The sequence below is a fragment of the Pseudomonas sp. Con_6 genome, from assembly GCF_059379395.1.
Window position 1 is genome coordinate 4,282,349 of sequence record NZ_CM182011.1, and the last position, 26,132, is coordinate 4,308,480.

Consider the following 26,132-nt stretch of genomic DNA (forward strand, 5'->3'; position numbering starts at 1 on the left):
TAAGGGGAAACTGCATTCAACTGGTGGCAGATATGAGCGACATCACCATTCAAATCACGCTGAACGAGCAACAGGCACAACAGTACCTGCAGTGGCTCGACAGCCAATACACCCTTGCCATGTCCGAGGTCTGGTACTCGGACCGCTATCGCAACGTCCCGGTCGGGGAGCGCGGTAAGCAGGTGCTGGCGGACCTGCCTCACCTGCGCGGTATCTGCCGCACGCAGAAAGCGCTGGCCCTCCAGTTGCCTTCGGCTGCTACGGAGCGTTCGCAGTGATCCGTCAGCCAATGGACCAGGCGATCCGCGCAGACGTCCTGCAACGGCTGGAGAACGAGTACGGCCTGCAGCACATGAGCGGCACCAACTACATGCGCAAGGGGACCTGCCCCCAGTGCAACCAACGCCGCCTTTACTCGCGACACGATGAACCCTGGTTCATCAAGTGCGGCCGCGAGCAGAGCTGTCGCTACCTGGCCCCGACCAAGGAGCTGTTCCCGGATCTGTTCGATGACTGGAGCAAGCGCGCCCCGGCCACTGAGAAAGAGCCCGCAGCCAGCGCGATCGCCTACCTGACCTTCGCCCGAGGCTTCCGGATGGACCTCATCAAGGGCTGGTACACACAGGACTCCTACCATGATCGGGACCTGGGCATCGGCAGCGCGACTGTACGCTTCCCCCTGGAGCATGGTGGGTACTGGGAGCGCCTGATCGACCAACCACACCGGTTCGGCAAGAAGAAGGCGCGCTTCCAGCCCGGGCAAAGCTACAAGGGATATTGGTGGTGCCCGCCTTGCGTGGATCTGCTGGCCGTCGACGAGCTCTGGATCGTGGAGGGCATCTTCGACGCCATCGCCTTGCTGCACAACGGCATTGCCGCTGTGGCTGCCCTGTCCTCAAACGCATACCCGGAAGAGTCGCTCAAGGCCCTGATCGGCGCTCGTAACGGTCAGACACCCCGCCTGGTATGGGCGCTCGACAACGAGCCGGGCGCGCACCACTACACCAGGATCTGGGTCAAGCAAGCCCGCGACCTGGGATTCACCTGTACTGCAGCACAGATCCCGCAGCCGGACTCCCGCAAGGTCGACTGGAACGACCTGCATCAGCGGTGGGCGTTCATCGATGACGAGGGTGAGCGCGCTACCCGCCTGAAGCGAGACCTGGACGACGCCGAGCACTACGGCGCCCTGTTGATCGCCGAGAGCGCGGCCGACAAAGCGCTGCTCATGTACCAGTGGCGGGAGCGCGAGGAGTTCCACTTCGGATTCGACTCCCGCCTGTACTGGTGGAAGCTGGATATCTCCAAATTCAACAGCGCCATGCAGGCGCTCGACTCCAGCGAAACGCAGGAAGACCAGCAGCTCAACGACCGGGCCAGGCGCGAGAAAGCCTTGCGGATGTCTGGCTGCGTGGTCGAGATCGCGAACTGCTACCCCAAGGCCCTGTACTACCAGCGAAACGAGATCACGGACGAGTCCTGGTACTTCTTCCGCGTCGATTTCCCGCATGACGGCCCACCCGTGAAGAACACCTTCACCGGGAGCCAGGTGGCCACCTCCAGCGAATTCAAAAAAAGACTTCTCGGCATGGGTGCCGGAGCCGTGTTCACCGGCAGTGGACAGCAATTGGACAAGATCATGAAAGACCAGCTTTTCGGTATCAAAACCGTCCAGACCATCGACTACATCGGTTACAGCCGGGAATACGGCTGCTACGTGTTCAACGAGCTGGCGGTGCGGGATGGCCAGGTGGTGACCATCAACGAGGAGGAGTTCTTCGAGATGGGCAAGCTCAAGCTCAAGAGCTTGCAGAAGGGGGTGAGGATGGCCCTGCAGAAGGACGACAAGCGCTACAACGAGGAGTGGCTGGATCTGCTGTGGACCTGCTTTAAGGAGCAGGGAATCGTAGCGCTGACCTTCTGGTTCGGCTCACTGTTCGCGGAGCAGATCCGTTTCCGGTACCAGTCGTATCCGTTCTTGGAAGCAACGGGCGAGGCCGGCGCCGGCAAGACGACCCTGCTCACGCTGCTGTGGAAGCTGTTCGGTCGCGAAGGCTATGAGGGGTTCGACCCGGCCAAGTCGACAAAGGCCGGCCGCAGCCGCTTGATGGGCCAGGTGTCGGGGATGCCAGTGGTGCTTCTGGAGTCCGATCGGAGCGGTGACGACAAGAGCCACGCCAAGACCTTCGAGTGGGACGAACTGAAGGACTACTTCGGCGGCGGCACGCTGGCGACCAAAGGTGTGAAGACATCCGGCAACGAGACCTACGAGCCTCCTTTCCGTGGAACGATCGCCATCAGCCAGAACGCACCGGTTGTTGCCTCAGAAGCGATCATGACCAGGATCGTGAAGCTGCACTTCGTCCGCCCCCAGGTGACGGTTGAAAGCCGCGCGGCCGCGGACCGCATGAACGGTCTGGACGGGGCATTGCTGAGCAACTTCTTGATCAGGGCGGTGCGCAAAGAAGCGGAAGTCCTGGATCTGTTCGCCCAGCGGCTTCCTGGCTACGAGGCGAAATTGCGTGCACTGCACTCCCATTGTTTCGCCTGTGAAACGCAGCTTGTCGATGGCGACAGCGGATGCCGGCACTGCGGCAACAAGCTCAGCGGCTACATCCGTGTCGAGCGGATCATCTACAACCACGCGCAAATGCTGGCTCTGCTGGACTGCTTGCGCCTGGTGATCGGCCTGGAAGAACACCAGGTGAGCCACACCCGCATCCAGATCGTGAAGATGGCCCTGGAGCGCCAGGCCTCGATCAGCTCCGACCACCCGGTGGTGGCCGAATTCTGGGAAGTCTACGACTACCTGCAGGGACTGGACGCCGACGGCCCTGTGGTCAACCACAGCAAAAAAGACCACCTCATCGCCATCAACCTCAACGACTTCGTGAAATGCGCCGCCGATCACCGCCAGAAGCTGGCCGACGTGAACGAGCTGCGCGATCGCCTGAAGGATTCCCGCTCGCGGAAGCTGATCGAGGTGAACAAGGCCACCGACAGCGCCGTGCGGGCGTACCAGGCGAAGAGCGGCCATTTCACCATCACCAAGCAACCCATCGTGAAGTGCTGGGTTTTCCAGGCTTGAGGCAGGAGGCGATATGCATATCCAAGTGTTGATCGGCAACGCGGACACCAGCGGTCGTAGCCAGTTGCAGCAGGTACAGGATCGCCTGGTCGAGGCTGGCCAGAACTTTCCGGTGATTCAGGCTGGGGCCTACGCGGAGGATGGGCTGCTGGCGATTCTGGAGGTCCGGGTGAATGCCGGACAGAGGGAGATCCTGATCGACGACTGCACCAGGGCGCAGATCCTTCATGTGATCGCCTGGCAGACCTGCCTGGAAGACAACCCACGATTCGCAGAGCTGACGGTTCATCTGGCCCGTCGAGCCTAAGAAGAAAGCGGCGCCAAGGAGTTGCACCTCCTTGGCACCAGCTAAACCCAAGGAGAAGTGACATGCGCCTAAAACCCACTCACCCCCTCAAGCCCAGCGCCAGGCTGAAGCCCGGTGGCCGGAAGGCTATCACAACCGCTTTCCGTACCGGAGACAAGGTCCAGCAGTTGGTACGAGCTAAGCGGACCCGCTGTAAGAAGCGCCATCACAGGGTTGCCACCGTCCTGTACTCGTTCGGCCAATGCGTGATCGTGCGCTACAAAAACCGTCCCAAGGAGCTGTACCCAGCATGGGTACTGGCACTTGCGCCCTGTCGCCCCCTCTCCAGGCGAGGTGCCCAAGCATGAGCGACATGCATTACTTGCAAGCGCGCCATCGCTGGCCACTGCTGGGCATGGTCGCCCTTCTGGCAGGCGTAACAGCCATGTCGGTGGCCTTGGCCATCGGTGCTTTGATCGAGAACACCTTGCTGGCCGTCCTGTTCGCGTCGGCCGCGGTAGTCCTGGACCTGTTCAAGTACATCGCGTGGCCGTTGGCGCTCGGCCTCCTCGCGGCCCGCCGAACCGTCTGCGCGTTATTGATGATGGCCTCTGCGTTGTCGCTGGGCGGGGTTTCTGGCTGGGCGACATACGACCGGCTGATGACTTCGATAGTCACCAGCCAGACCGAGCATTCAGCACGCCAGCAGCAACGACAGCACGACCTGGTGGAGCAACGTGATTCAGACGCCACCCGTATCGCACAGCTCGACATCGATGCCGGCGCTGTTCGCCAGCAGGCCGACGCCCTGCGCGAACGGGGCATGGTGAGCCGCGCCCTGGAGCTGGAGACGGCTGCATTGGCGCGCATCGATAGCGAACGCAAGGACGCACAGGCCCGCCGGGACATTGCCTCGCAGGAGCTGACCAATCTGCTTGCCCGACCGGCCAAAGCAGCCGGTGTTCCCGTGGGTATGGCAACGCTGCTCTGCATCGGCTTCGCCGCTGCATTGGAGGTGGTGCCGGCGCTGATCCTATCTGCGCTACGAGCAGGTCCCGCACTGGGAACAGCGCTGGTAGCTGCAAGCGCGAAACAGGAACAGCCCGAGGAACGCCCTCAGGAACACGCAGAAACCGAGCCGGGAACCGCAGGAGAAACAGGTCTTCCGCCGCAACTACAGCAGCTCCTCGCTGCGACAGAGCGGGGTACCAAAGTGGCCGTCAGGCAGGTAGCGAAGGAACTACGGATAGGCAGCAGCAAGGCCACCAGATTGTTGCAGCAGGCCGCAGAGATGGGCGCGTTGCACAAGACCGCCAGCGGATATGTCGCGGCATAAAGAAGGACCGGGAGGACGGCAACCCTTCGAGGCCAGACCACCCCATGGAGAAAACACATGCCATCTAAAGCCGCACAAGCTTCACCAACGATCAAGCTGAACCATATTGCGCAACAGGCATTGGCGAGAGCACGCCGTATGCTCATATCCATACGCCCTCAGAAAAGCAACCGTCTGGCTTGGTCTCAGGAAGACGAAGAACAGCTGGTGAAGCTGTATCCAGATACGCCAATGGCCGACCTTACAAAAGCGCTTGGCCGACCTGACCACGCAATCTACAGGAAGGCTGCCCAGCTCAAGCTCAGGCGAAGTGATGCATACATGGCCAGCGAGCATGCTTGTCGACTGCGTAAAGAAGACAACCCGGGGCAGGAGTACAGGTTTAAAAAGGGGCACACGCCTTGGAACCATGGCATGAAGGGCCTGCCATCCAATGGCCGGGCTGCCTCGACCCAATTTAAGCCGGGATCAAAACCGGGCAACTGGTTGCCGATCGGCAGCGTTCGGACAAGCCAAGATGGGTATCAACAACGGAAAGTCTCTGATACCGGATACCCCCCGCGCGATTGGATTGGCATCCACATTTTGGTTTGGGAGGAGTTAAACGGGCCTATCCCTCCAGGTCATTGTGTCTGCTTTATCGATGGCAACAAATGCAACCTCGACCCTACGAACCTGGAACTTCTAACAAGGGCGGAGCGTATGAGGCGAAACACAATTCACCGCTATCCAGCAGAACTCAAGAGCACCATTCGCCAGCTCAGTCAGCTAAAGCGTGCCATCAAGGAAGCATCCCATGAAGAATAAAATGACCGATCTGCGCAACCATCTGTTCGCCACACTCGAAGCGCTTCAAGACCAGGACAACCCGATGGATATCGATCGTGCCAAGGCGATCGCAGAGGTTGGCAAAGTATTGGTCGACTCCGCCAAGGTCGAAGTCATGTTCATCAATGCAACGGATGGGGATTCCAAGGGCACAGGCTTCATCGAATCAGAGCGAGAATCCCTTCCGCACCGGGTTGAAAGGCTTCCACGGTAGTGATCCAAGAAGCGAACCATGACGCACACCCGGCATTAGCCAGCAAGGAACGCGTAGTAGTGCGCCCGGCATCTTCTAGATGACCAAGCAGGTAATTACCTTTTCACGGCCCATACACTGGGCCGTTTCTTCGTTCGTGAGTACATAATCAATGGCAGATGGAGTCGAAGTACGCGGCAACCACGTCCGTGTGTATTTCCGTTACCAGGGCGAGCTATGCCGGGAATCCATCCCCGGCGACGCGTCGCCCGCCAACGTGGCCAACGCAGAGCGCATGGTCGGGATCATCAATTACGAGATCGAGGCCGGGACGTTCAGCTATGCCCGGCACTTCCCCGACTCGCCACGGGTCAAGACCAACACCCTGGGCCACTACATCGACCTGTGGCTGGAGATCAAACAGAACCAGATGGCGGCCAGCGGCTTCGCCATGTATCGCAGCCGCACCGAAAAGCACATCCGGCCGCGCTGGGGAACCATGCAGGCGGACCGCATCGATCACCTGGACATCCAACACTGGGTGCAATCGGTGTTGATGCCTGTCCTGCACAACAAGACGGTCCGCGAGATCGTCAGTCATCTGCGGCAGATCTTCCGCCTGCACCGAACTCGGAACCGACTCGCATTCGACCCAACCGACGGGATCACGATCTCGCTACCGGATGCGGAGGACCCGGATCCGTTCACCCGGGAAGAGATCGACGCCATCCTCGGCCAGCCGACCGATCGGCAACAGGAAATCCATTTGACGGAGTACATGATCTGGTCGGGGCCACGGATCAGCGAGGCGATCGCGCTGGCCTGGGAGGACGTCGACCTGGTCGCCGGCACCGTGGAGATCCGCCGAGGGAGGGTAGCGGGGCAGTACAAGGTGACCAAAACACGGCGATCGACGCGGAAGGTCAAGCTGCTGGCACCGGCGTTGCGTGCGCTGAAAGCCCAGGCGAGGTTTACCAGGGACTTGCCGGCGGAAGTGATCCAGGTCGTAGAGCGTGACAACCGGACGATCCGTGAACAGCGGGTGCGATTCGTCTTCCACAACACAGCCACGTCGGAGCCGTACCGTTCTTCGGACGTGCTGCGCCACGGCTGGTGGATCAACCACCTCGCCAGCGCCGGCGTTCGTCAGCGCGGGCCGAATACCTGCCGGCACACGTTCGCCAGTCAGATGCTGACCAGTGGGATCGCCACACCGGAGTGGATCGCGGATCAGATGGGGCACACATCCACGGCGATGATCTTCAAGCACTACGCAAAGTGGATCAGCGAGGACGGGCCGGATGTGGTGGGGTTGTTAAACCAGGCGCTCAGGTTGAGCTGAGGGAATAAAAAAGGGGCCGTAAAGGCCCCTTCTTTTTGCCTGCCATTCCCAGAGTGTTCCCAAAACGTTCCCTTTTGAGGGGAAGCCTAAGGTGAACGCCAATGAAATCAGGCACTTATGTGGCGGAAGCGTAGAGATTCGAACTCTAGGATAGTTGCCCATCGACGGTTTTCAAGACCGTTGCCTTAAACCACTCGGCCACGCTTCCACTATGTCATGCGGGCGCCATCATACCGAAATGAAACAAGCTGTCAAACTCTCTAAGTGGCTGCTTTCCAAGCCTCTGTTATGATCTTTGCAACTCAACGTTTCAAACCCCACAGGAGTGTCGCCATGCGCGAACAGGATTATGCCGTCCACCACGGCCTCCAGGCCGATCAGCAGGAAGTCAGCAAGGTCCTGCGCAACACCTATGGCCTGCTGGCCCTGACCCTGGTCTTCAGTGCCGTCATGGCCTACGTCGCACAACAGATGCGCGTCGGCTACCCCAACATCTTCGTCGTACTGATCGGTTTCTACGGTCTGTTCTTCCTCACCGCCAAGCTGCGTGACTCGGCCTGGGGCCTGGTTTCCACCTTCGCCCTGACCGGCTTCATGGGCTTCCTGCTCGGCCCGATCCTCAACCGCTACCTGGGCATGGCCGGTGGCGCCGAAGTGGTCAGCTCGGCCTTCGCCATGACCGCCCTGGTGTTCGGCGGCCTGTCGGCCTACGTGCTGATCACCCGCAAGGACATGAGCTTCCTCAGCGGCTTCATCACCGCCGGCTTCTTCGTCCTGCTGGGCGCCGTGGTCGCGAGCTTCTTCTTCCAGATCAGCGGCCTGCAACTGGCGATCAGCGCCGGCTTCGTGCTGTTCTCGTCGGTCTGCATCCTCTTCCAGACCAGCCAGATCATCCACGGCGGCGAGCGCAACTACATCATGGCTACCATCAGCCTGTATGTATCGATCTACAACCTGTTCGTCAGCCTGCTGCAACTGTTCGGCATCATGGGTTCGGACGACTGATTCACCCGCTGCAACGAAAAGCCCGCTTCGGCGGGCTTTTTTTCGCCTCCATGAAGACAGACGAGTGGCGTCGGGCCGGCCTGAACCTCCTTTCTGGCCGGAGTCCAACGTAAGCAGGCAACCGCTTTGCCTGCCTGGAGACATTCGAATGAAACGTAAAGCCGCGTGGGTCGTGATTCTGTCTGGCGTCTTGCTGCTCAGTGGTTGCTGGCCGTATTGGCATGATGGCTGGCATCACCGTCACTACTACGATGGAGGTCACTACCACCGCTACTGATACCAGGACGCCCACCCAACGACCCGCATGACGCTCCTCGCCAGTCCTTCACGGGAGGAGTGTCATGTGCCCCGCCAACGAACGACATTCTCATGTGCGGATGCTTTCCCAGTACCGCGGTATCCACGACTTCGTCGCCACCCTGGCCATGCCCGGGTAGAGAAGGTCGCCAACGGTGCGTTTTTCCGTGCCATTTGGCCATACCGAGCAATCACTCCGGTGGACGGCTGGTACGAATGGGTGGACGAAGGTGGTGCGAAGAAGCAGCCGTCCTATCTGCGCCGTCGCGACGGCCAGCCAGCACTGTGCGTGAGCATCGGTCAGTTCGCCGGGCGCGAGGACGATGGCGTGGTCATCCTCACCGCCGATTCCCTTGGCGGCCTGCTGGATGTACATGATCGTCGTCCCGTAGTGTTCTGTGCCGAACACGCCAGAACCTGGCTGGCGCCCACTACCCGTCCGGAACAGGCCGAACAGATGGTGCTGAACCTCGCCGAGGGTGCGGATGCTTTCGAGTGGTACCGGGTCGGCCTTGCCCCGGACCTGAATGCGCCAATCTAGTCCCAGGGCCCCAACGTTCCAGCCAGCCGGGCATTGATCAGGGCAACCAGTCGATCACTGGCGCTACCCACCAGGAACCCGTCCTGCATTCCCCACTGAACCAGCACAGACTGGAACAGCACGACCAGTTCCGGTCGCGCACCAGTACCTGCATTGAACCAGGCCAGCGCCGGCCCGCCGCTCATGCCTTTGGGATTGAGATCATCGAAGGTGAACGATCCATCGGTGGTCTCCCAGCGTTGTGCGTCGAAGGCATAGATCCTCGGGTCGAGGATCTCTGAATGAAGCGTGACCCCTCGCGTCTCCAACCATGTGGAAATCGGCAAGGCCGGGACTTTCATTCCCGGCAGGAAATGAATGGGGTAACCAATGACCACTACCCCCTGGGCACTGTGGGCGAAATCGCCGAGATGACATGCGATATCAATCCTGCGCACACCTGCGATTTCCTCCGCCAGTGCGTCATCCACCGGGAAAAAACCGATGTCGTCGTCCTGGCTGCAATAGAACGTCCGCTCTTCAAAGCTGAAAGGCTTGTCGCTGAGGATCAGCCCACAATGGGCTTTTCCGATATTCAGCACGGTATGCGCAGCGGTGACCAGGTAATCCCTGCCTTCGAAACATGCGAAGAAACCTGTGCCCACTACCCGATGATCCTCGGACGAGAGGTCCTTGATCGGCACGAGTGCCTTGCCGTATTCACTTCCGATACGGTCGATGGCCGCGCGCAGTCCAACATCCAGCATGCTTGTCCTCACCCTCTGAATTGAAGAAGCGTACCCGCTGCCGGGTACTTGACATACTCGTCGTACGCTTTGAGCAAATGGTCCAGCTCCATCGTTCGCTCCGGAAAATGAAACCGCGGTGGCGCCTCGACACAGGCATCCAGCACCCGCCGGAATACCTGGGCATGCGGATGCCGCCGCCCATTGGCGGGTACCACGTAGTCGCGGCAGGAGAACCGCGCCAACAAGCCAGCATCTGTATTGGCCTCGCTGCCATGGTGCGACAGCTTCACGACTTCATAAACCTGCTTCGTCCCGCCGTACAACTGGTCCAGGGATGCCGAAACCGTGGATGGCCACGCATCGCCGAGAAAAAGCCAGGCCCGCTGCTGGAAGCGAACCTCGAAGGCCAGGCTCAAGGCATTGGAGGACGATGAGTCTTCGCTGAAGCGGTCCTCCTCTTGCCTCAATTCGTCGTAGGGACGGAATGGCTGGTCCGGCGAGATCTGCTGTGGCCTGCGCCAGTCGGTGACCTTGCCATACCGTTCGACGAGCTCGGGTGTCGGCGACAGGAAAACCAGTTCGACCTGATCGTCGAAGCACGACAAGCGCTGGCCTGCCGTCACTACCTGATGATGGCTCGGACGCTTGTGCTCGCCGATCAAGTACCCCTGGCGCGGCGAGCACTGCTGTGCATTGCCCTCTGCCAGGAAGGTCCGCACCAGTCCAGGCGCGTTGAAAATCAGTTGGTCGATCCGCAGCCGGCTGTCATCGCCGAACAGGTGCATGAAGCCACCGATATGGTCATCGTCGTGGTGGGTGATGATCGCGATATCGATCACACCGTCCGGCAGCAAGTGCTCGAGATGACCGATAAGCCGTTGCGCTTTTTCATACGGACGACTCGGCCCGGCATCCACCAATATGTTGAACGCCCCACCGTCGAACTGCAGCAAGGTGCAATCACCGATCCCGGCCGGCAGGAAGGACATCAATACCGTGCCAGGCGCATTTTCCCCGCCGCTCAAATGACGAACACCACGCGCTCAGCGCTGTTCGCACTCCAGGTTGCCTCGACCTCCGCCAGCGGCACCGCCCTGGCATACACGCTGAACCCGGCGCTGCCGATGGCCTTGAGCAACTGCCCCACTACCTGTGCCAACCCCGCATTGGACAGACTGCCCAGGCCGCTCCCGCTCATCTCCAGCCCGGAACCGCGCAACACCCCAGGATTCATCGCAATGCTCGCCCCCGCAATCGAGCCGATATTGACGAAACGCACCCGCGGCGCTGCCTCGCCATTGCCTGGCCCGCCCAGCGCATCGAGGATGCACGCGGCCGGCTGGCCCCACAGGTAATCGAGGACAACGTCGATACCCCGTCCTTTGATTTCCTCACGGAAGGCGGCAGTCAACTGCTCCACCGGCTGGTCCAGACAGATGAAGTCATCCGCACCCAAGGCCCGCAATTCGGCTTCCACTGCGGCATTGCGCGCTGTCGCGACCACATGGGAAGCGCCGAGATGTTTCGCCACCTGGATCGCCAGCCGCCCGGAAGCTCCCGCCGCGCCATTGACCAGCACCCGCTCGCCAGTCTTGAACCCGGCCCGCTCCTGCAGCGCAGCCCAAGAGGACATCCCCGGATTGGCGATCGCCGCAGCCGTCAGGTCATCGACTTCAACCGGCACCGGCACGCAGTTGCGCGCATCCACAGCCACGATCTCTGCCATGGCCCCGATCGGTGCACGGGGAAAGCAGAAGTACACGCGGGTGCCGTCTTCCAGCAGGCCGATGCCATCGGCGCCGGGCACCAGCGGCAGTTGCTTGCCGCTGCTGTAGTGCTTGCCACTGGCCTGGGCGCGCACCAGCTGGCTCAGGGCCGCAGCACGCACCCGCACCAGTACTTCGCCAGGGCCTGCGGTCGGGGCGTCGATGTCGCCGTAGTGCGGCGGCTGGTCGAAGGCGTGGACGATTGCAGCTTTCATCGATAAGTACTCCAGAAATTCGCGGGAATCAGCCGTGCCAGCAACGGTACCAACCGTCCTGCTCGGTCAGGCGCAGATCAGTCTGATACAGCGCGGACAGACGCTCGCTGGTCAGCACCTCGGCCTTGGGGCCATCGGCGACGATGCGGCCCTTGTCGAGCAGGACAACCCGCTCGATCTCGGGAATGATCTCGTCGATATGGTGGGTGGTGATGATCATCGCGTGCTCGGCGCCGCAGAAGCGGCGCATCAGCTTGAGCATGCCCAGGCTGGCACCCATGTCGAGGCCGTTGGCCGGTTCGTCGAGGATCAGCGCGCCAGGCTTGTGAACCAGGGCCCGGGCCAGCAGCAGGCGGCGGCGCTGGCCGGTGGAAAGGCGCTGGAACATGGTCTGGGCGTGGTCGGACATTTCCACCACGGCCAGCAGCTCGCGGGCCTGCTCCAGTTGCTCGGCGCTCGGTTGCAGGTGGCCATGGGCACCAATGGAGCCGAAGAAACCGGAAACCACCACGTCCAGGGCCTGGGTGTAGGGGGTGTAGTCGTCCTGCAGGTCCTGGGAGACGAAACCGATGCGGCTGCGCAAGGCCCAGAGGTTGACGGTATCGCTGCCGAACAGGCGCAGGTGGCTGCCCTCGCGCTCCACCGGGTACAACTCGCGGGTGATCAGCTTGAGCAGGGTACTCTTGCCGGCGCCGTTGGGGCCGAGGATGGCGACCTTCTCGCCTTCACCGATATGCAGGGAGAAGCCGTCCAGCACACGGGTCTGCTGCTGGAAGGCGGTGACGTTGTGGATATCGATCATGGAGGGGCTCGTGGCGGCTAGGACTGGGGGGAGTTTGCCATTTGTTACAAATGGTGGAAATGAAGGGTTTGCATTGCTGCTGATGGCCCCATCGCGGGCAACGCCCGCTCCCACAGGTTCCATGTACACCGCCGAACACTGTCGGAGCGGGGAGGCCCTCAAGCCCCACTCAGATATCCCGCCAGGCCAACGCCTTGTACAGCGCCACCGCATTGCGATAAGACGCCGTCTCCGCCCGCGCGATCTCCTGGCGCATCTGCAGCAATTCCCGCTGGCTCTCCAGCACCGCCTGGTAACTCCCACCCCCGGCGTCATACCGCCGGCTGGCAATATCGAACGCCTTCTCGCCATGCCGCGCGGAGCGCACCAGAGTCTGTAGATGGCGCTGATGCTCAGTCAACTGCACCACGGCGCCCTCCACTTCCTCGATCGCCAGCAACACCACCTGCTCGAAGTGCGCGCCTGCGCCCGCCGATCGTGCCTGCGCCGCACGCAAGCGGGCGCGCACGCTGCCCAGGTCCAGTGCCGGCCAGCTCAGCCCGGGCGTCAGCTCAAAGGCTCGCGACGCACTGCCGAGGTCACCGTCGCGCAAGGCGAAGAACCCGACGAAGCCACCCAGATTGAAACGTGGATACAGGTCCGCTGTCGCCGCCCCGATATCCTCGACCCGCGCGGCCAGCAGCCGCTCGGCCTGCAACACATCCGGACGATTGCGGATCAGGCGCTCGACATCCCCCAACGGCAGTTGTCGCGCCAACGGCATCGGCGGCACGCTGCCCAGCTCCACCGCCATGCCGCCCGGGCGCTCGCCACAGAGCACGTCCAGGCGATACAGGCTGCGCTGCAACTGGCTCTGCAACGACGGAATCGACGCCTCGGCACGCAGCAGATTGCCCTGGGCACTTTCGCGATCTTCCGGCAAGCCGCTGCCGGCCGCCAGTTGCGCCTCGACCATACGCACGGTTTCCCCCCAACTGCGCACTTCGTCCTGGGCCAGGGCCAGTTGATGCCTTTGCCCTTGGGCATCGAAATACGCCTGTGCCACCTCGGCGGCGATGCTCAGGCGCACCTGCTCCAGATCCGCCTGGGACGCCTCGACACGCGCCTGCGCCGCGCGGCTCAGGTGATCGAGACGACCGAACAGGTCCAGCTCCCATTGCAGGTCCAGCCCCGCCCGCCATGACTCGGACAGGCTGCGTGCCGATGGCGCTCCGCTGACTGCCTGCTGTTCGAGGCTGCGCTGATAGCGCGCCTCGCTGGTTACCACGGGAAAGCGCTTGAGGTCCTGTTCGTCGAACCCGGCACGGGCCAGCAACAGGTTGGCGTGGGCCTTGCGCACGTCGTAGTTGTGGGCCAAGGCATCGGCAATCAAGCGTGCCAGTTGCGGGTCCTCGAAGAAGGTCCACCAGGCCGCCGCTCGTGTATCCCCCGAAGCAAACGCCCCGGCCTGCGGACTGACCAGCGCAATCGACGCCACATCGGGCTTCTGGTACTCGGGCCCGACACTGCAAGCCGCCAGAACGAAAAACGACCCCAACAGAATGAAAGACTTCATGACCACTCCTCAGGTCGCACTGATGCCAAGGCTGCGTTCGGCATCGGCCAACTGCTGCTGGCGCGCGCCGTGCACGCGGTGATCCCGGGCCAGCCAGGAATAGAGCGTGGGCAGGACGAACAGAGTGAACAGCGTCCCCACCAGCATGCCGCAGACGATCACCACCCCCAGGCCGAAGCGGCTGTTGGCACCGGCGCCGCTGGCGAACAGCAACGGGACCACGCCGAAGGTCATCGCCGCAGTGGTCATCAATACCGGTCGCAGACGCACCTGCGCGGCACGCACGATCGCCTCGGCACGGCCGAGGTTGTCGCGCACCTGGATCTCGTTGGCGAACTCCACCATAAGGATGCCGTGCTTGCTGATCAGGCCGATCAAGGTCACCAGGCCGATCTGCGTGTAGATGTTCAGGGTCGCCCAGCCCAGCGCCAGCGGCAGCAGCGCGCCGCAGATGGACAGCGGCACGGTGACGAGGATGATCAGCGGGTCCACCAGGCTCTCGTACTGGGCCGCCAGTACCAGGTAGATCACCACCAGCGCGGCAAGGAAGGCCCACACCAGCGCCAGGCCCTCCTGTACGTACTGGCGTGATTCCGACTGCCAGTCATGACTGAAGCCCGGCGGCAGCTCGCTGACCAGTTGCTCCAGGAACGCCACTGCCTGCCCCTGGGACACCCCCGGCGCGGGAATCGCCTGCAAGGTGCTGGCGTTCTGCTGGTCGAACTGCAGCAGACGGTTCGGTGCCACGCTCATGTCCAGGCGCACTACGGTGGACAGCGGCACCAGGCCGCCGTGGTCAGCGCGTACGTACTGGCGAGCCAGGGCCTGCGGGGTCAGGCGCTGGTCCTGGATGCTCTGCGGGATCACGTCATAGGAGCGGCCGAACAGAGCAAAACGGTTGATGTACTGCTCGCCCACCAGCACCGCCAGGGAGTCACCGATATCCTGCATGGCGATGCCGAGGCTGGCGGCCTTGGCCCGATCGATGCTGACCTTGACCACCGGGTTGTTGTAGTCGAGGTCGCTGTCCACCACCACGAACAGGCCGCTCTCGCGGGCGCGCTGCTTGAGGGTTTCCATGGTCTGGTACAGCACCGGGTAGTCCTGGGCGCTGCGCAGCACCATCTGCACCGGCAGACCGCCGCTGGAGCCAGGCAGCGAGGCGACCTGGAAGGCGAAGATGCTGCTGCCCTCGACCTCGCCCACCGCCTGCTGCAGGTCGGCCTGCACCTGCGCTGCCGAACGCTGGCGCGCGTCCCAGGCGCTGAGGTTGATGCCGCCGAAGCTCGACGCCGGGCCGTCGGTGCCGTTGATGATCCAGGTGTCGGTGGTTTCCGGGATCGACTTCATCACCCGGTCCAGCTTGGCCGCGAAGCGCTCGACATAGTCCAGGTTGGCGTACTGCGGCGACTTGATCGCGGTGAGTACCGCCGCCTGGTCCTCCGGCGGCGCCAGTTCGCGCTGCGCCTGCAGGTACAGCCAGGGCAGGCTCAGGCACACCATCAGGGCCACGCCACCACTGACCCAGCGTCGCGCCAGCGACTGCCCCAGCAGCCGGCCATAGCTCGCCGCCAGGCCGCCGAAGACCTTTTCCGCCAGCTTCGCCATGGGCCCTTCCTGTTGCCCCGGCTTGAGCAGCAGCGAGCTCATCACCGGCGACAGGGTCAGGGCGACGATACCGGACACGATCACCGCCCCCGCCAATGTCAGGGCGAACTCGCGGAACAGGGTGCCGGTGAGTCCCCCGATCAGGCCGATCGGCGCGTAGACGGCGGCCAGGGTCAGGGTCATGGCCACCACCGGACCGGCGATTTCCCGGGCTCCGGCCAAAGCAGCGGTGATCGGTGTCTGGCCTTCCTCGATATGCCGGTGGACGTTCTCCACCACGACAATGGCATCGTCCACCACCAGGCCGATGGCCAGGACCATCGCCAGTAGGGTCAGCAGGTTGAGGCTGAAGCCGAACATCAGCATCAGCGCCGCCGCGCCGAGCATCGACAGCGGGATCGCCAGCACCGGGATCGCCACGCTGCGCAGCGAGCCCAGGCACAGCCAGATCACCGCCACCACGATCAGCATGGCTTCCAGCAGTGTATGCATGACTTCGTTGATCGAGGCGTCGATGAAGCGTGCGGTCTCATAGGCCAGGGCCACCTTCACTCCCGGCGGCAGGGTCTGCTGGATCTGCGGCAGCAGCTTGCGGATGCCGTCGACGATCACCAGCGGATTGCCCGATGGTGTGGGAAACAAGCCCAGGTGCACGGCCGGCTTGCCGTCCATGCTGGCGCTAGTCTGGGTCATGGCGGCGCTAAGCTCGACCGTGCCGACGTCGCGCAGGCGGACCAGGTCGCGGCCATCGTTGCGCACGATCAGGTCGCGGAAAGCCTCGACGCTGGTCAGGTCGGTGTCGACGCGGATATCGGCGAGCACGTACTGGCCGCGCACCTGGCCCGGGGTCGCCTGGTAGTTGTTGGCGCGCACCGCCTGGGCCACGTCGGCGGCGGTGACACCGCGCCCGGCCATGCGCTCGCTGTCCAGCCACAGGCGCATCGCCAGGTTCTGCCCGCCGAAGGTCTGCACCTTGACCACCCCGTCGATCCCGGAGAACTGCGGCTCGACCACCCGCGACAGGTAGTCGCTGAGTTCGGGAATCGGCAGGGTCTCGCTGGAGAAGCCGACGTAGGCAACAGCAGTGGAGTCCCCCGCCGACAATTCCACCACCGGGTCGTAGGCCTTTTCCGGCAAGCGATAGCGCACCTGGTTGACCTTGGCCATGGCCTGGGTGAGGGCCTGGGTCGAGTCACGGTTGAGTACCATGCGCAGGGTGATGGTGCTGCGGCCCTGGATCGACGACGAGGACAGGTAGTCGATGCCCTCCACCGAGGCCACCGCCTGAGTGATCGGCTGGGTGACGAAGCCCTGCATCAGTTCGGCGGAAGCGCCGGGGTACTCGGTCGTGATGGTGATGGTCGAGCTTTCCAGCAACGGGTATTGGCGGATCGGCAACTTGCCCAGCGCGAACAGGCCCATCAGCACGATCAGCGCGCTGACCACCAGCGCCAGCACCGGACGACGGACGAACAGGTCGGTGAACTTCACGACTGGCCTCCGTCTTTCAGGCTGTCCGCGGCCACCTGTTCGACGGGCATACCATCACTGAGCTTGAGCTGGCCGGACACCACCACCTGGTCGCCCTCGCGCAGGCCGGAGGTGATCTCCACCCGGCCTTGCCAGCGCTCGCCAGTGGTCACGCCGACGCGGCTGACACTGAGACCGCCCTTGCCGTCGCGGTTGGCGACGAACACGGTCTGGCCGTAGGCGGTGTAGGTGATCGCGGTTTCCGGCAGTGACAGTACCCGCGGCGGCTCCAGTGCATCGAGCCGCACACTGGCGTACATGCCGGGCTGCAACTGGCCGTCCGGGTTGCCCAAGGTGGCCTGCACCTGGACCAGGCGTGAGGGGCTGATCAGCGGGTCGATGGCGCTGACACGGGCGTCGAACACTCTTTGTGCCAGGGCATCCACGGTCAATTGCAGCGGTTGCCCGCCACGCAGCTCGGCGACCGCCTGCTCGTTGAGGGAGAAATTCACCCGCAGGCTGGACGGGTCGACCAGGCTGGCAATGGCGTCGCCAGCATTCAGGTACTGGCCTTGGTGCACATGGCGGATGCCGAGCTTGCCGGCAAACGGCGCGACAATGGCCTTCTGCGCGATCCGCGCTTCCACTTGCTGCAGCTCGCCGCGGGCCATGTCCATGGCGGCGGTGGCGTTGTCCAGTTGCTCCTGGGTGGTGACGTTCGAGGCGCGCAGCTTGCGCGTGCGTTCCAGCAGTGACTCGGCGTTGCGCAACTGGGCGCGCAGGCGAACACGGTCGGCTTGCTCAGGCGCATCGTTGAGCTGCACCAGCAACTGCCCGGCCTTGACCGCCTGCCCCGATTCGAAGGCGATGCGCACCACGCGCCCGGCGCTTTCCGCCGCCAGTTGCACCTGGTTGAGCGCCTCCAGCTCGCCCACGGCGAACTGCTGGCGCGGCGCCGGAATCGACGTAACCGGCGCCAGCGCCACCTTGGTCGCCGGCCAGGCCGCAGTGGCCTGGGCCGGAGGCGTGCGCTGCGCCAGAACGCCAACTACGGCCAGCGCACCCAGCGCCGCCGCCCCTCCTCCCCACAGCATTTTCCTGCTCATGCCCCGATCCTCGATGGTGAACCTCCTGCTGGCTCAAAGCGCTTGCAGGAAACGACGGGGCAGGACTATAAAACCTCAACTTTACTTGAGGTCAACACAGGTGCCAGAGAAAAAGAAGGCCGACGGCGTGCGCATGCTCAGTGTCGGCGAGGTGGCGAAACGAGCCGGGGTGGCGGTCTCGACCCTGCATTTCTACGAGTCGAAGGGACTGATCGAAAGTACGCGCAATGCCGGTAACCAGCGGCGGTACCCGGCGCTAGTGCTGCGAACCATCGCGATCATCAAGGTGGCGCAGCGCACCGGGATACCGCTGGAGGAAATCAAGAATGCGTTCGGGCGCTATCCGCCGAACAGCAAGCTGACGGCGGCGCAGTGGGGGGAGATGTCGACGGCCTGGCGGGAGGATCTGAATGTACGGATCCGCGCGCTGGAGGCGCTGCGCGACAGCCTGGATAACTGCATTGGCTGCGGGTGTCTGTCGCTGGAGGACTGTCCGCTGCGCAACCCGGAGGACCGGCTGGGGCTGGAAGGGCCGGGGCCACGGGTGCTGGTGTCGTAGGATCTTTGGGCTGGTGCTGGGTATCGTGTGTTGATCCATTTGCGATGGCGACGCTGAGTCACCTTTTCGCCCCCCCCCGGCGACCCACTTTTGAAAAGCGCAAAAGTGGGCAAAACGCTTTCGCTCCTGCATCCGGCCCTTCGCTTCGCTACGGGTTCCCTCCTGATGTCGCAGGTAGATCAAGATCAAAAGCACAATTCGCTGCGCTCTTGCCTGGCGAGGGTGCTCTCAGGAGGGTGGTGGCTGCACTCTGGTTTTTGCTCTTGTCTTTGCTTTTGCTTTGCTTTTGATCTGGCTCTTGATCTGCCCGCGACATCAGGAGGCTGAGTGGAGCGCTGATGGAGGGGGTGGAGGGCCATGGATGGCCCGGAAAGCGCCATAGGGCAGGAGCCCGTATGGCGCGGCCCCCGGAGTCAGTGCGGAAGGAAGGAACCCGGAGCGAAGCGGAGGGCCGGATGCAGGAGCAAGAGCGTTTTGCCCCCTTTTGCGCTTTTCAAAAGGGGGTCGCCGGGGGGCGAAAAGGTGACTCAGCGTCGCCATCGCAAATGGATCAACACACGATACCCAGCACCAAACCCACTCGCCTTTAATCCTCCTGATAAAAAAGAAGACACAAGCTGGCATCCGTGCCTTGCAGCGAGGGCCGGGCGTCTGTCTGGAGATCGCGTTAACGAGTAGCAACCATGCAAGACATGCTGCAAGCCATCCTCGACCAGGTCCGCCCCCTGCTCAGCCAGGGCCAGGTCGCTCAATACATCCCGGCCCTGGCCCAGGTCGATCCGCACCAGCTGGGCATCGCCGTGCACAGCCTCGACGGCCAGTTGCACTACGCCGGCGACGCCCACACGCCGTTCTCGATCCAGAGCATTTCCAAGGTGTTCAGCCTGGTCCAGGCCATCAGCCACAGCGGCGAGGACATCTGGTCGCGACTGGGCTACGAGCCGTCCGGCCAGGCCTTCAACTCGCTGGTGCAACTGGAAGTGGAAAAGGGCCGCCCGCGCAACCCGTTCATCAACGCCGGGGCCCTGGTGATCTGCGATATCAACCAGTCGCGCTACGCCACTCCGGCCCTGTCGATGCGCGACTTCGTCCGTCACCTGTCCGGCAACCCGCGCATCGTCAGCGATGCGGTGGTGGCCGAGTCGGAATACCAGCACCGTGCGCGCAACGCAGCCATGGCCTATCTGATGCAGGCCTTCGGCAATTTCCACAATGACGTGGATGCGGTGCTGCGCAGCTATTTCCATCACTGCGCACTGTCGATGAACTGCATCGATGTCGCCCGCGGTTTTGCCTTCCTTGCCAACAGCGGGTACTGCCCGCAGTTCGGCGAGCAGATCCTGACGCCGCGCCAGGCGCAGCAGGTGAATGCGATCATGGCCACCAGCGGTCTGTACGACGAGGCCGGCAACTTCGCCTACCGGGTCGGGCTTCCGGGCAAGAGTGGCGTGGGCGGCGGGATCGTCGCGGTGGTGCCGGGGCGTTACAGCATTTGCGTGTGGTCGCCGGCGTTGAATGCCTCGGGTAATTCGCTGGCGGGGATGCGGGCGCTGGAACTGCTTAGCGAGCGGATTACCGGGTCGGTGTTCTCAGCGGTACCTTAAATCAACGCGGCCCCGCTCCCACAGGGTCCGCGTTGTGCTTTGGAAAGGCTCAGCGCATCGCCGCCAGCTTGATGCCGAAGCCTACCAGGCAGGCGCCGGCCAAGCGCTCGAACAGGTTGGATATACGCGGATTGGCACGCATGCGTTCGGCGAGTCGATGGGTGAGCACTACAGCAATCAATCCGTAGAGGAAGGTCACCACCGCCACCGTGGCCGCCAGGAAGCCGAACGTCACCAGCCCCTGGTGCTTCACCGGATCCACGAACAGCGGGAAGAACGCCATGTAGAACATGATCGCCTTGGGGTTGAGCAAGGTGATCATCATGGTTTGGCGCAGGTAATGGCCGTTGTCCATGCGGCTCTTGCGCGGCGCCCCGCCCGGCTTGCTCAGCAGCATGCGCACGCCGAGGTAGGCGAGGTACGCCGCCCCCGCCCACTGGACCACATGGAAGGCCGCCGGGTACGCCGCCAGCAATGTGGCCACCCCGGCCACCGCCAGCCACAGCAGCACCTGGTCGCCAAGGATTACTCCGCAGGTGGCCGCCAGCCCGGCCTTGATCCCGCCCTTGCCGGTCGCGGTGATCAGGGCGAAGTTGCCGGGGCCGGGAATGGCCAGGACGATAATGAAGGCAATGACAAAGGCGCCATAGTCGGTCACGCCAAGCATGGGCAGTGCTCCTGAGCGGTGTGGGAAACTTCTTTGAGTCGCCTAGACTAACCGCTGCCTTCACGCCTGAATATCCTGATAAATCTGTACAGACCTATTTGACTTGTACAACTTTCCGCCTAGCATTGGGTCATACCTGTACAAGATCACTCACTTGTACAAGATTACCCCGGAGCCGCGGATGTCCATCTACCTGGAACGTTTTGCCGAACGCTTTGCCTCGCTGGATGCCGGCAGCCTCGGCGAGCTGGAAAAGTTGTACAGCGCGGATGTCGTGTTCCGCGACCCGCTGCATGAAGTCCACGGCCTGCCCGCCCTGCGCGACTATTTCGCCCAGCTCTACGCCAATGTCCGCGAGCTGCGCTACGAGTTCCACGACGCCGCCGAAACCCGTCCCGGGCAAGGCTACCTGCGCTGGACCCTGCACTTTCGCCACCCGCGCCTGGCCGGCGGGCAACTGATCAGCCTCGACGGCTGCAGCCACCTGCAGTGGGGCGAGCATGTCCATCTGCACCAGGACTACTTCGATGCCGGCGCCCTGCTCTACGAACATGTGCCCGTGCTGGGTGGCGTGATCAGCTGGCTCAAGGGGCGCCTGGCATGAGCCGCTGCTGGGTGACAGGTGCCAGCAGCGGGCTCGGCGCGGCGCTGGCGCAGCAACTGCTGGAACAGGGCCATCAGGTCGCGCTCGGCGGACGCAATGCCGAGGCCCTCGAGCCGCTGGTCGTGCGCTATCCCGGTCAGGTACTGCTGACCGTCGGCGATGTCGCCGAGGCCGGACAGGTCCATTTCATGGTGCAGGTCATCGAACAGCAATGGGGCGGCCTCGACCTGGCGATCCTCAATGCCGGCACCTGCGAATACCTGGAACCGGGGCACTTCGACGCGGCCCTGGTCGAGCGGGTGATGCGCACCAATCTGCTGGGCCTCAGCCATTGCCTGGAGGCGATCCTGCCCCTGCTGCGCCAGGGCCGCCAGCCGCACCTGGTGGTCACCGGCAGCTCGGTGGACTGGCTCGCCCTGCCCCGCGCCGCGGCCTATGGTGCGTCAAAAGCGGCGGTGCGCTACCTGGTGGAATCGCTGCGCATCGACCTGATCAGCGAAGGCATCGACGTCACCCTGGTCAGCCCCGGTTTCGTCGACACCCCACTGACCCGGCGCAACGACTTCCCCATGCCGCAACGCTGGAGCGCCGAGCGCGCCGCGCGATACATCGCCAGGCGCCTGCCCAGGCGGCCCCTGGAGATCAGCTTCCCCTTCCCCTTCATACCGATCCTGCGCCTGCTCGGCGCCTTGCCCGGGCGCTGGCGCCTGAAGCTGGGCCAGCATCTGGCCCGGGGCGAAACGGACTGACTGCCCATGCGTATCGCCATCATCGGCAGCGGCATCGCCGGCCTGACCTGTGCCCACCTGCTTTCGCGCCGTCACGAGGTGACAGTGTTCGAGGCCGCCAACTGGATCGGCGGCCACACCCATACCGTCGATGTGCACTGGCAAGGCCGCGACTACGCTGTGGACACCGGCTTCATCGTGTTCAACGACTGGACCTACCCGAACTTCATCCGCCTGCTCGATCGCCTCGGCGTCGCCTCGCGCCCGACCGAGATGAGTTTCTCCGTACACGACCCGGCCAGCGGCCTGGAGTACAACGGACACAACCTCGACAGCCTCTTCGCCCAGCGCCGCAACCTGCTATCGCCAGGATTCTGGGGCATGCTGCGGGATATCCTGCGCTTCAACCGCCGGGCCATCGCCGACCTCGATGGCGGGCGGATCGCGGCCACCACGACCCTGGGCGACTACCTGCACACCCACGGCTACGGCCAGCGCTTCATCGACCACTACGTGGTGCCCATGGGTTCAGCGATCTGGTCGATGTCGCGGGCCGACATGCTGGGTTTCCCACTGCAGTTCTTCGTGCGTTTCTGTCGTAACCACGGCCTGCTCTCGGTCAACCAGCGGCCGCAATGGCGGGTGATCGAGGGTGGCTCGCGCAGCTATGTCGAACCGCTGTGCCGCAGCTTCGTCGGGCGTATTCGCCTGGAGTGCCCGGTGTCGCGGATCACCCGGGACGACAACGGGGTCACGGTGCTCAGTGCCGACGGTGAGGAACGCTTCGACAAGGTGGTGTTCGCCTGTCACAGCGACCAGGCCCTGGCGCTGCTCGACGCGCCCTCGGCCAACGAACAGGAAATCCTCGGTGCGATCCGCTACGCCAGCAACGACGTGGTCCTGCACACCGACACCCGCCTGCTGCCACAGCGGCGCAAGGCCTGGGCCAGCTGGAACTACCGGCTTGGTGACGAGCAACAGATCCCCGCCGCGCTGACCTACGACATGAATATCCTGCAAGGCATCGACGCACCGGTGACCTTCTGCGTCAGCCTCAACCAGACCGACCTGATCGCCCCCGAAAAGATCATCGCTCGCTTCGACTACGCCCACCCGCAATACAGCCTCGCCGCTGTCGCCGCCCAGGCTCGCCATGCCGAGCTGCTGGGCCCGCGCCACAGCTATTTCTGCGGCGCCTACTGGGCCAACGGGTTCCACGAAGATGGCGTGCTGAGTGCGCTGCGGGTGGCCGAGCAATTCGGAGAACAGTTATGAACAGCACCCTGTGCCATGGTTGGGTCAGCCATCGGCGCCTGGGCCCGCGGGTCCACGCATTCCGCTACCGGATCGGCATGTTTCATGTCGACCTCGACGAGCAAGCGCGCCTGCTCGCATTGTCGCCATGGCTCGGGGCATCGCGCTGGGCACCGTTGGGCTGGCGCGAGCGGGACTATCTGCCGGCCCTGACCCGCAGCGGCATGTCGCTCGCCGACGCCGCACGCCAACTGGTCTTCCAGGCCTGCGGCCGGCGTGTCACGGGCAGCGTGCGACTGCTGACCCAGCCACGCTGCTGGGGCCTGTCGTTCAACCCGGTGAGTTTCTATTTCTGCCATGACGACGACGGCCAGTTGGCGGCGATCCTGCTGGAGGTACGCAACACACCCTGGCGCGAGCGCTTCCACTACGTGCTGCCAGTGGAAGCCGGCAAGGCCCACGACTTCGCCGTGGCCAAGGCCTTCCACGTCTCGCCGTTCATGCCACCGGACATGGACTATCACTTGAGCTTCCGACTCGACGGCCCGCGTATCCGCATCCACATGGAGAACTGGCGCCAGGGCGAAAAGGCCTTCGAAGCCGACCTGGCCCTGCAACGCGAGCCCCTCGACCGCACGGCCGTTCACCGCTACCTCCTGAGTTTTCCGTGGATGAGCCTGCGCACTGTCGCCGCCATCTACTGGCAGGCCCTGCGCCTGCTGCTAAAACGCACGCCGATCCACGATCACCACCCAAGCCAGGGCGATCTGCGCCTTGGCCAACCCCATTCTGCCGAGGAGCCCGAGCATGTCCCAGCCCACCCTGAGCGTTAGCAAGTCGACGGGGCTGCTGCCCGCCCTCGGCGGCCTGGCTCGCCGCGCGGTCACCGCGCAACTGCGACGCCTGCGTCACGGCCATCTGCGTCTGATCCAGGGGCCGCGTGAATGGAGCTTTGGCGACCCGGCCAGCGCCCTGCAGGCGGAAGTGGAAATCCTCCACGAGGAAGCCTGGAACCTGGTCGCGACCAATGGTTCGATCGGTTCCGGCGAGGCGTATATCCACGGCTACTGGCGCAGTCCCGACGTGGCGGCCGTGACTCGCCTGTTCGTCGCCAACCTCGATGTGCTCGACGCCATGGAGGGCGGCCTGGCACGCCTCGGGCGCCCGGCGCTGCGCCTGCTGCACTGGCTCAACCGCAATGACCGCAATGGTTCGCGGCGCAATATCCTCGCCCACTACGACCTCGGCAACGCGCTGTTCGAGCGCCTGCTCGACCCCACCATGATGTACTCGGCGGCGCGCTTCACCCATGCCGAGGAGAGCCTGGAACAGGCGCAGTTGAACAAGCTGGAAGACATCTGCCGCAAGCTCGAACTGCAGCCCGACGAGCACTTGCTGGAGATCGGCACGGGCTGGGGCAGCCTGGCGATCCATGCGGCGAGCCGCTTCGGCTGCCGGGTGACCACCACTACGCTGTCCGAAGCGCAGTACGCCCATACCTTGCAACGGGTGCTCGCACTAGGCCTTGAAAGCCGCATTACCGTGTTGCGCGAGGACTACCGCGACCTGCGCGGACGCTTCGACAAGCTGGTGTCGATCGAGATGATCGAGGCGGTGGGGCATCGCTACCTGCCCGCCTATTTCCGCCAGTGTGCCGCCCTGCTGAAGGACGACGGCCTGATGCTGCTGCAGGCGATCACCATCCGTGACCAGCGCTATTCCCAGGCGCGGCGTTCGGTGGACTTCATCCAGCGCTACATCTTCCCCGGCGGCGCCCTGCCCTCGCTGAGCGTGCTGCTCGACACCGCCAGTCGGCAGACGGCGTTGAACCTGGTGCACATGGAGGACTTCGGCCAGGACTATGCGCGCACCTTGCGGCACTGGCGGGACAACCTGCGCCAGTCGCGGGTGGTGCTGGGCGAGTTGGGGTATGACGAGAGTTTCCAGCGGTTGTGGGAGTTCTACCTGTGCTATTGCCAGGGCGGGTTCGAAGAGCGGGCCATCGGCGTGGCGCAACTGGTCTGGGCCGGACCGCAGGCCCGGCGGGCAACGCTGGGGTGAGACGGACCTGGCTGGTCGGCAATGCGCTGTGGTTGCAGGCGGGCTGGTGGAGCTGCGTGCTGGGGGCGCGGTATCCGGGGTTGCTGGTTGCCGTGCTGGGCGGGTTGCTGGTGCATCTGTGGCTTTGCCGGCAGGCGGTGACCGAGGCCTGGGTCCTGCTGCGGGTCGGATTGGCCGGATGCGCACTGGATGCGGTGTTGGGGGTGCTCGGCGTTTTCGACTTCAGCGCATGGCCGCTGCCAGCTTGGCTGGCGTTGCTGTGGCTGGTGCTGGCCAGCGGGATGCGGCATAGCCTGGCGTGGCTGGGGCGGTCGGTGTGGCTGGCGGGAGTTTGCGGATTGATTGGCGGGCCCTTGGCGTATCTGGCCGGGGCGCGGCTGACGGGGGTCGGGTTGCCGTTGGGCACGCTGCCCACGGCGCTAGTGCTCGCAGTGATCTGGGCAGTGTGGTTCCCGCTCTGCCTGCGCCTGGCCATAAAAGCCGACTGAG

25 protein-coding genes, 1 tRNA gene and 1 pseudogene are annotated in these 26,132 nt (G+C 63.6%); 18 read left to right on the forward strand and 9 right to left on the reverse strand.

The genetic code is table 11. The features are described 5' to 3' along the window. The first annotated feature begins 32 nt into the window (after positions 1 to 32). The 7 genes from AC5QPF_RS18980 (at position 33) to AC5QPF_RS19010 (ending at position 7,073) form a co-directional block, all read left to right on the forward strand. Positions 33 to 278, forward strand: a complete 246-nt coding sequence (locus AC5QPF_RS18980; protein WP_494959355.1) for a hypothetical protein — start codon at positions 33 to 35, stop codon at positions 276 to 278. Positions 279 to 289: 11 nt separating this feature from the next. Beyond that, complete coding sequence (locus AC5QPF_RS18985) at positions 290 to 3,088, forward strand: toprim domain-containing protein (protein ID WP_494959356.1); 2,799 nt, start codon at positions 290 to 292, stop codon at positions 3,086 to 3,088. A 13-nt stretch (positions 3,089 to 3,101) separates the two neighbouring features. Further along, entirely contained in the window at positions 3,102 to 3,395 is a 294-nt protein-coding gene (locus AC5QPF_RS18990) for a hypothetical protein (RefSeq protein WP_494959357.1), read from the forward strand. Between the two features lie 343 nt (positions 3,396 to 3,738). Further along, positions 3,739 to 4,710, forward strand: a complete 972-nt coding sequence (locus AC5QPF_RS18995) for a hypothetical protein (RefSeq protein ID WP_494959358.1) — start codon at positions 3,739 to 3,741, stop codon at positions 4,708 to 4,710. A 57-nt stretch (positions 4,711 to 4,767) separates the two neighbouring features. Then, positions 4,768 to 5,517, forward strand: a complete 750-nt coding sequence (locus AC5QPF_RS19000) for an HNH endonuclease (protein ID WP_494959359.1) — start codon at positions 4,768 to 4,770, stop codon at positions 5,515 to 5,517. Further along, positions 5,507 to 5,752 carry a hypothetical protein gene (locus AC5QPF_RS19005; RefSeq protein WP_494959360.1) on the forward strand — a complete coding sequence of 82 codons (246 nt, stop codon included), beginning with the start codon at positions 5,507 to 5,509 and terminating at the stop codon, positions 5,750 to 5,752. Before AC5QPF_RS19000 ends, AC5QPF_RS19005 begins: the two co-directional genes overlap by 11 nt. Positions 5,753 to 5,903: 151 nt before the next feature. After that, positions 5,904 to 7,073, forward strand: a complete 1,170-nt coding sequence (locus tag AC5QPF_RS19010; RefSeq protein WP_494959361.1) for an Arm DNA-binding domain-containing protein — start codon at positions 5,904 to 5,906, stop codon at positions 7,071 to 7,073. Between the two features lie 120 nt (positions 7,074 to 7,193). On the opposite strand, the gene AC5QPF_RS19015 is transcribed toward AC5QPF_RS19010, so the two are convergent. Continuing rightward, positions 7,194 to 7,281 (reverse strand) — tRNA-Ser (locus AC5QPF_RS19015). A gap of 125 nt (positions 7,282 to 7,406) precedes the next feature. On the opposite strand from AC5QPF_RS19015, the gene AC5QPF_RS19020 reads away from it, so the two are divergent. The 3 genes and pseudogenes from AC5QPF_RS19020 to AC5QPF_RS19030 all read left to right on the forward strand — a co-directional run. After that, positions 7,407 to 8,078: a Bax inhibitor-1 family protein gene (locus tag AC5QPF_RS19020; RefSeq protein ID WP_494959362.1), complete on the forward strand. Its 672-nt coding sequence runs from the start codon at positions 7,407 to 7,409 to the stop codon at positions 8,076 to 8,078. Between the two features lie 148 nt (positions 8,079 to 8,226). Then, positions 8,227 to 8,355: a hypothetical protein gene (locus tag AC5QPF_RS19025; protein WP_494959363.1), complete on the forward strand. Its 129-nt coding sequence runs from the start codon at positions 8,227 to 8,229 to the stop codon at positions 8,353 to 8,355. A gap of 114 nt (positions 8,356 to 8,469) precedes the next feature. Beyond that, positions 8,470 to 8,916 (forward strand): annotated as a pseudogene (locus AC5QPF_RS19030) (SOS response-associated peptidase family protein); the annotation flags it as partial. Here AC5QPF_RS19030 and AC5QPF_RS19035 read toward each other — a convergent pair. From AC5QPF_RS19035 to AC5QPF_RS19065, 7 genes are all read right to left on the reverse strand, one after another. After that, positions 8,913 to 9,662 carry a hypothetical protein gene (locus AC5QPF_RS19035; protein WP_494959364.1) on the reverse strand — a complete coding sequence of 250 codons (750 nt, stop codon included), beginning with the start codon at positions 9,660 to 9,662 and terminating at the stop codon, positions 8,913 to 8,915. The pseudogene AC5QPF_RS19030 and the gene AC5QPF_RS19035 sit on opposite strands and share 4 nt — an antisense overlap. Before the next feature lie 8 nt (positions 9,663 to 9,670). Next, positions 9,671 to 10,633 carry an MBL fold metallo-hydrolase gene (locus AC5QPF_RS19040; RefSeq protein ID WP_494959365.1) on the reverse strand — a complete coding sequence of 321 codons (963 nt, stop codon included), beginning with the start codon at positions 10,631 to 10,633 and terminating at the stop codon, positions 9,671 to 9,673. 32 nt (positions 10,634 to 10,665) lie between these two features. Continuing rightward, positions 10,666 to 11,625 (reverse strand): zinc-binding dehydrogenase, encoded by a 960-nt coding sequence (locus AC5QPF_RS19045; RefSeq protein ID WP_494959366.1) that lies wholly within the window; start codon positions 11,623 to 11,625, stop codon positions 10,666 to 10,668. 28 nt (positions 11,626 to 11,653) lie between these two features. Continuing rightward, on the reverse strand, positions 11,654 to 12,427 hold the full coding sequence (locus tag AC5QPF_RS19050) for an ATP-binding cassette domain-containing protein (RefSeq protein ID WP_494959367.1): 774 nt from the start codon (positions 12,425 to 12,427) through the stop codon (positions 11,654 to 11,656). A 169-nt stretch (positions 12,428 to 12,596) separates the two neighbouring features. Next, a complete protein-coding gene (locus AC5QPF_RS19055; RefSeq protein ID WP_494959368.1) occupies positions 12,597 to 13,982 on the reverse strand; it encodes an efflux transporter outer membrane subunit in 1,386 nt (461 codons plus the stop codon). A gap of 9 nt (positions 13,983 to 13,991) precedes the next feature. Then, positions 13,992 to 17,081 (reverse strand): MexW/MexI family multidrug efflux RND transporter permease subunit, encoded by a 3,090-nt coding sequence (locus AC5QPF_RS19060; RefSeq protein WP_494959369.1) that lies wholly within the window; start codon positions 17,079 to 17,081, stop codon positions 13,992 to 13,994. Beyond that, a complete protein-coding gene (locus AC5QPF_RS19065) occupies positions 17,078 to 18,166 on the reverse strand; it encodes an efflux RND transporter periplasmic adaptor subunit (protein WP_494959370.1) in 1,089 nt (362 codons plus the stop codon). Before AC5QPF_RS19065 ends, AC5QPF_RS19060 begins: the two co-directional genes overlap by 4 nt. A gap of 133 nt (positions 18,167 to 18,299) precedes the next feature. On the opposite strand from AC5QPF_RS19065, the gene soxR reads away from it, so the two are divergent. Continuing rightward, positions 18,300 to 18,725, forward strand: a complete 426-nt coding sequence (gene soxR, locus AC5QPF_RS19070; RefSeq protein WP_494964207.1) for a redox-sensitive transcriptional activator SoxR — start codon at positions 18,300 to 18,302, stop codon at positions 18,723 to 18,725. Between the two features lie 683 nt (positions 18,726 to 19,408). Beyond that, complete coding sequence (gene glsB / locus AC5QPF_RS19075) at positions 19,409 to 20,329, forward strand: glutaminase B (protein WP_494959371.1); 921 nt, start codon at positions 19,409 to 19,411, stop codon at positions 20,327 to 20,329. Positions 20,330 to 20,378: 49 nt separating this feature from the next. On the opposite strand, the gene AC5QPF_RS19080 is transcribed toward glsB, so the two are convergent. After that, positions 20,379 to 20,996 carry a LysE family transporter gene (locus AC5QPF_RS19080; protein WP_494959372.1) on the reverse strand — a complete coding sequence of 206 codons (618 nt, stop codon included), beginning with the start codon at positions 20,994 to 20,996 and terminating at the stop codon, positions 20,379 to 20,381. A 181-nt stretch (positions 20,997 to 21,177) separates the two neighbouring features. On the opposite strand from AC5QPF_RS19080, the gene AC5QPF_RS19085 reads away from it, so the two are divergent. The 6 genes from AC5QPF_RS19085 to AC5QPF_RS19110 are packed head-to-tail and all read left to right on the forward strand — an operon-like array spanning position 21,178 to position 26,131. Next, positions 21,178 to 21,600, forward strand: a complete 423-nt coding sequence (locus tag AC5QPF_RS19085) for a nuclear transport factor 2 family protein (protein ID WP_494959373.1) — start codon at positions 21,178 to 21,180, stop codon at positions 21,598 to 21,600. Further along, positions 21,597 to 22,349, forward strand: a complete 753-nt coding sequence (locus AC5QPF_RS19090) for an SDR family NAD(P)-dependent oxidoreductase (protein WP_494959374.1) — start codon at positions 21,597 to 21,599, stop codon at positions 22,347 to 22,349. Before AC5QPF_RS19085 ends, AC5QPF_RS19090 begins: the two co-directional genes overlap by 4 nt. 6 nt (positions 22,350 to 22,355) lie before the next feature. Beyond that, positions 22,356 to 23,603, forward strand: a complete 1,248-nt coding sequence (locus AC5QPF_RS19095; protein WP_494959375.1) for an FAD-dependent oxidoreductase — start codon at positions 22,356 to 22,358, stop codon at positions 23,601 to 23,603. Then, positions 23,600 to 24,415, forward strand: coding sequence for a DUF1365 family protein (locus tag AC5QPF_RS19100; protein ID WP_494959376.1), 816 nt, complete (start codon positions 23,600 to 23,602; stop codon positions 24,413 to 24,415). The genes AC5QPF_RS19095 and AC5QPF_RS19100 overlap by 4 nt, the downstream gene beginning before the upstream one ends. Beyond that, complete coding sequence (locus tag AC5QPF_RS19105) at positions 24,390 to 25,643, forward strand: class I SAM-dependent methyltransferase (protein ID WP_494959377.1); 1,254 nt, start codon at positions 24,390 to 24,392, stop codon at positions 25,641 to 25,643. Before AC5QPF_RS19100 ends, AC5QPF_RS19105 begins: the two co-directional genes overlap by 26 nt. Then, complete coding sequence (locus AC5QPF_RS19110; RefSeq protein ID WP_494959378.1) at positions 25,640 to 26,131, forward strand: DUF2878 family protein; 492 nt, start codon at positions 25,640 to 25,642, stop codon at positions 26,129 to 26,131. The genes AC5QPF_RS19105 and AC5QPF_RS19110 overlap by 4 nt, the downstream gene beginning before the upstream one ends. Position 26,132: the final 1 nt, after the last annotated feature.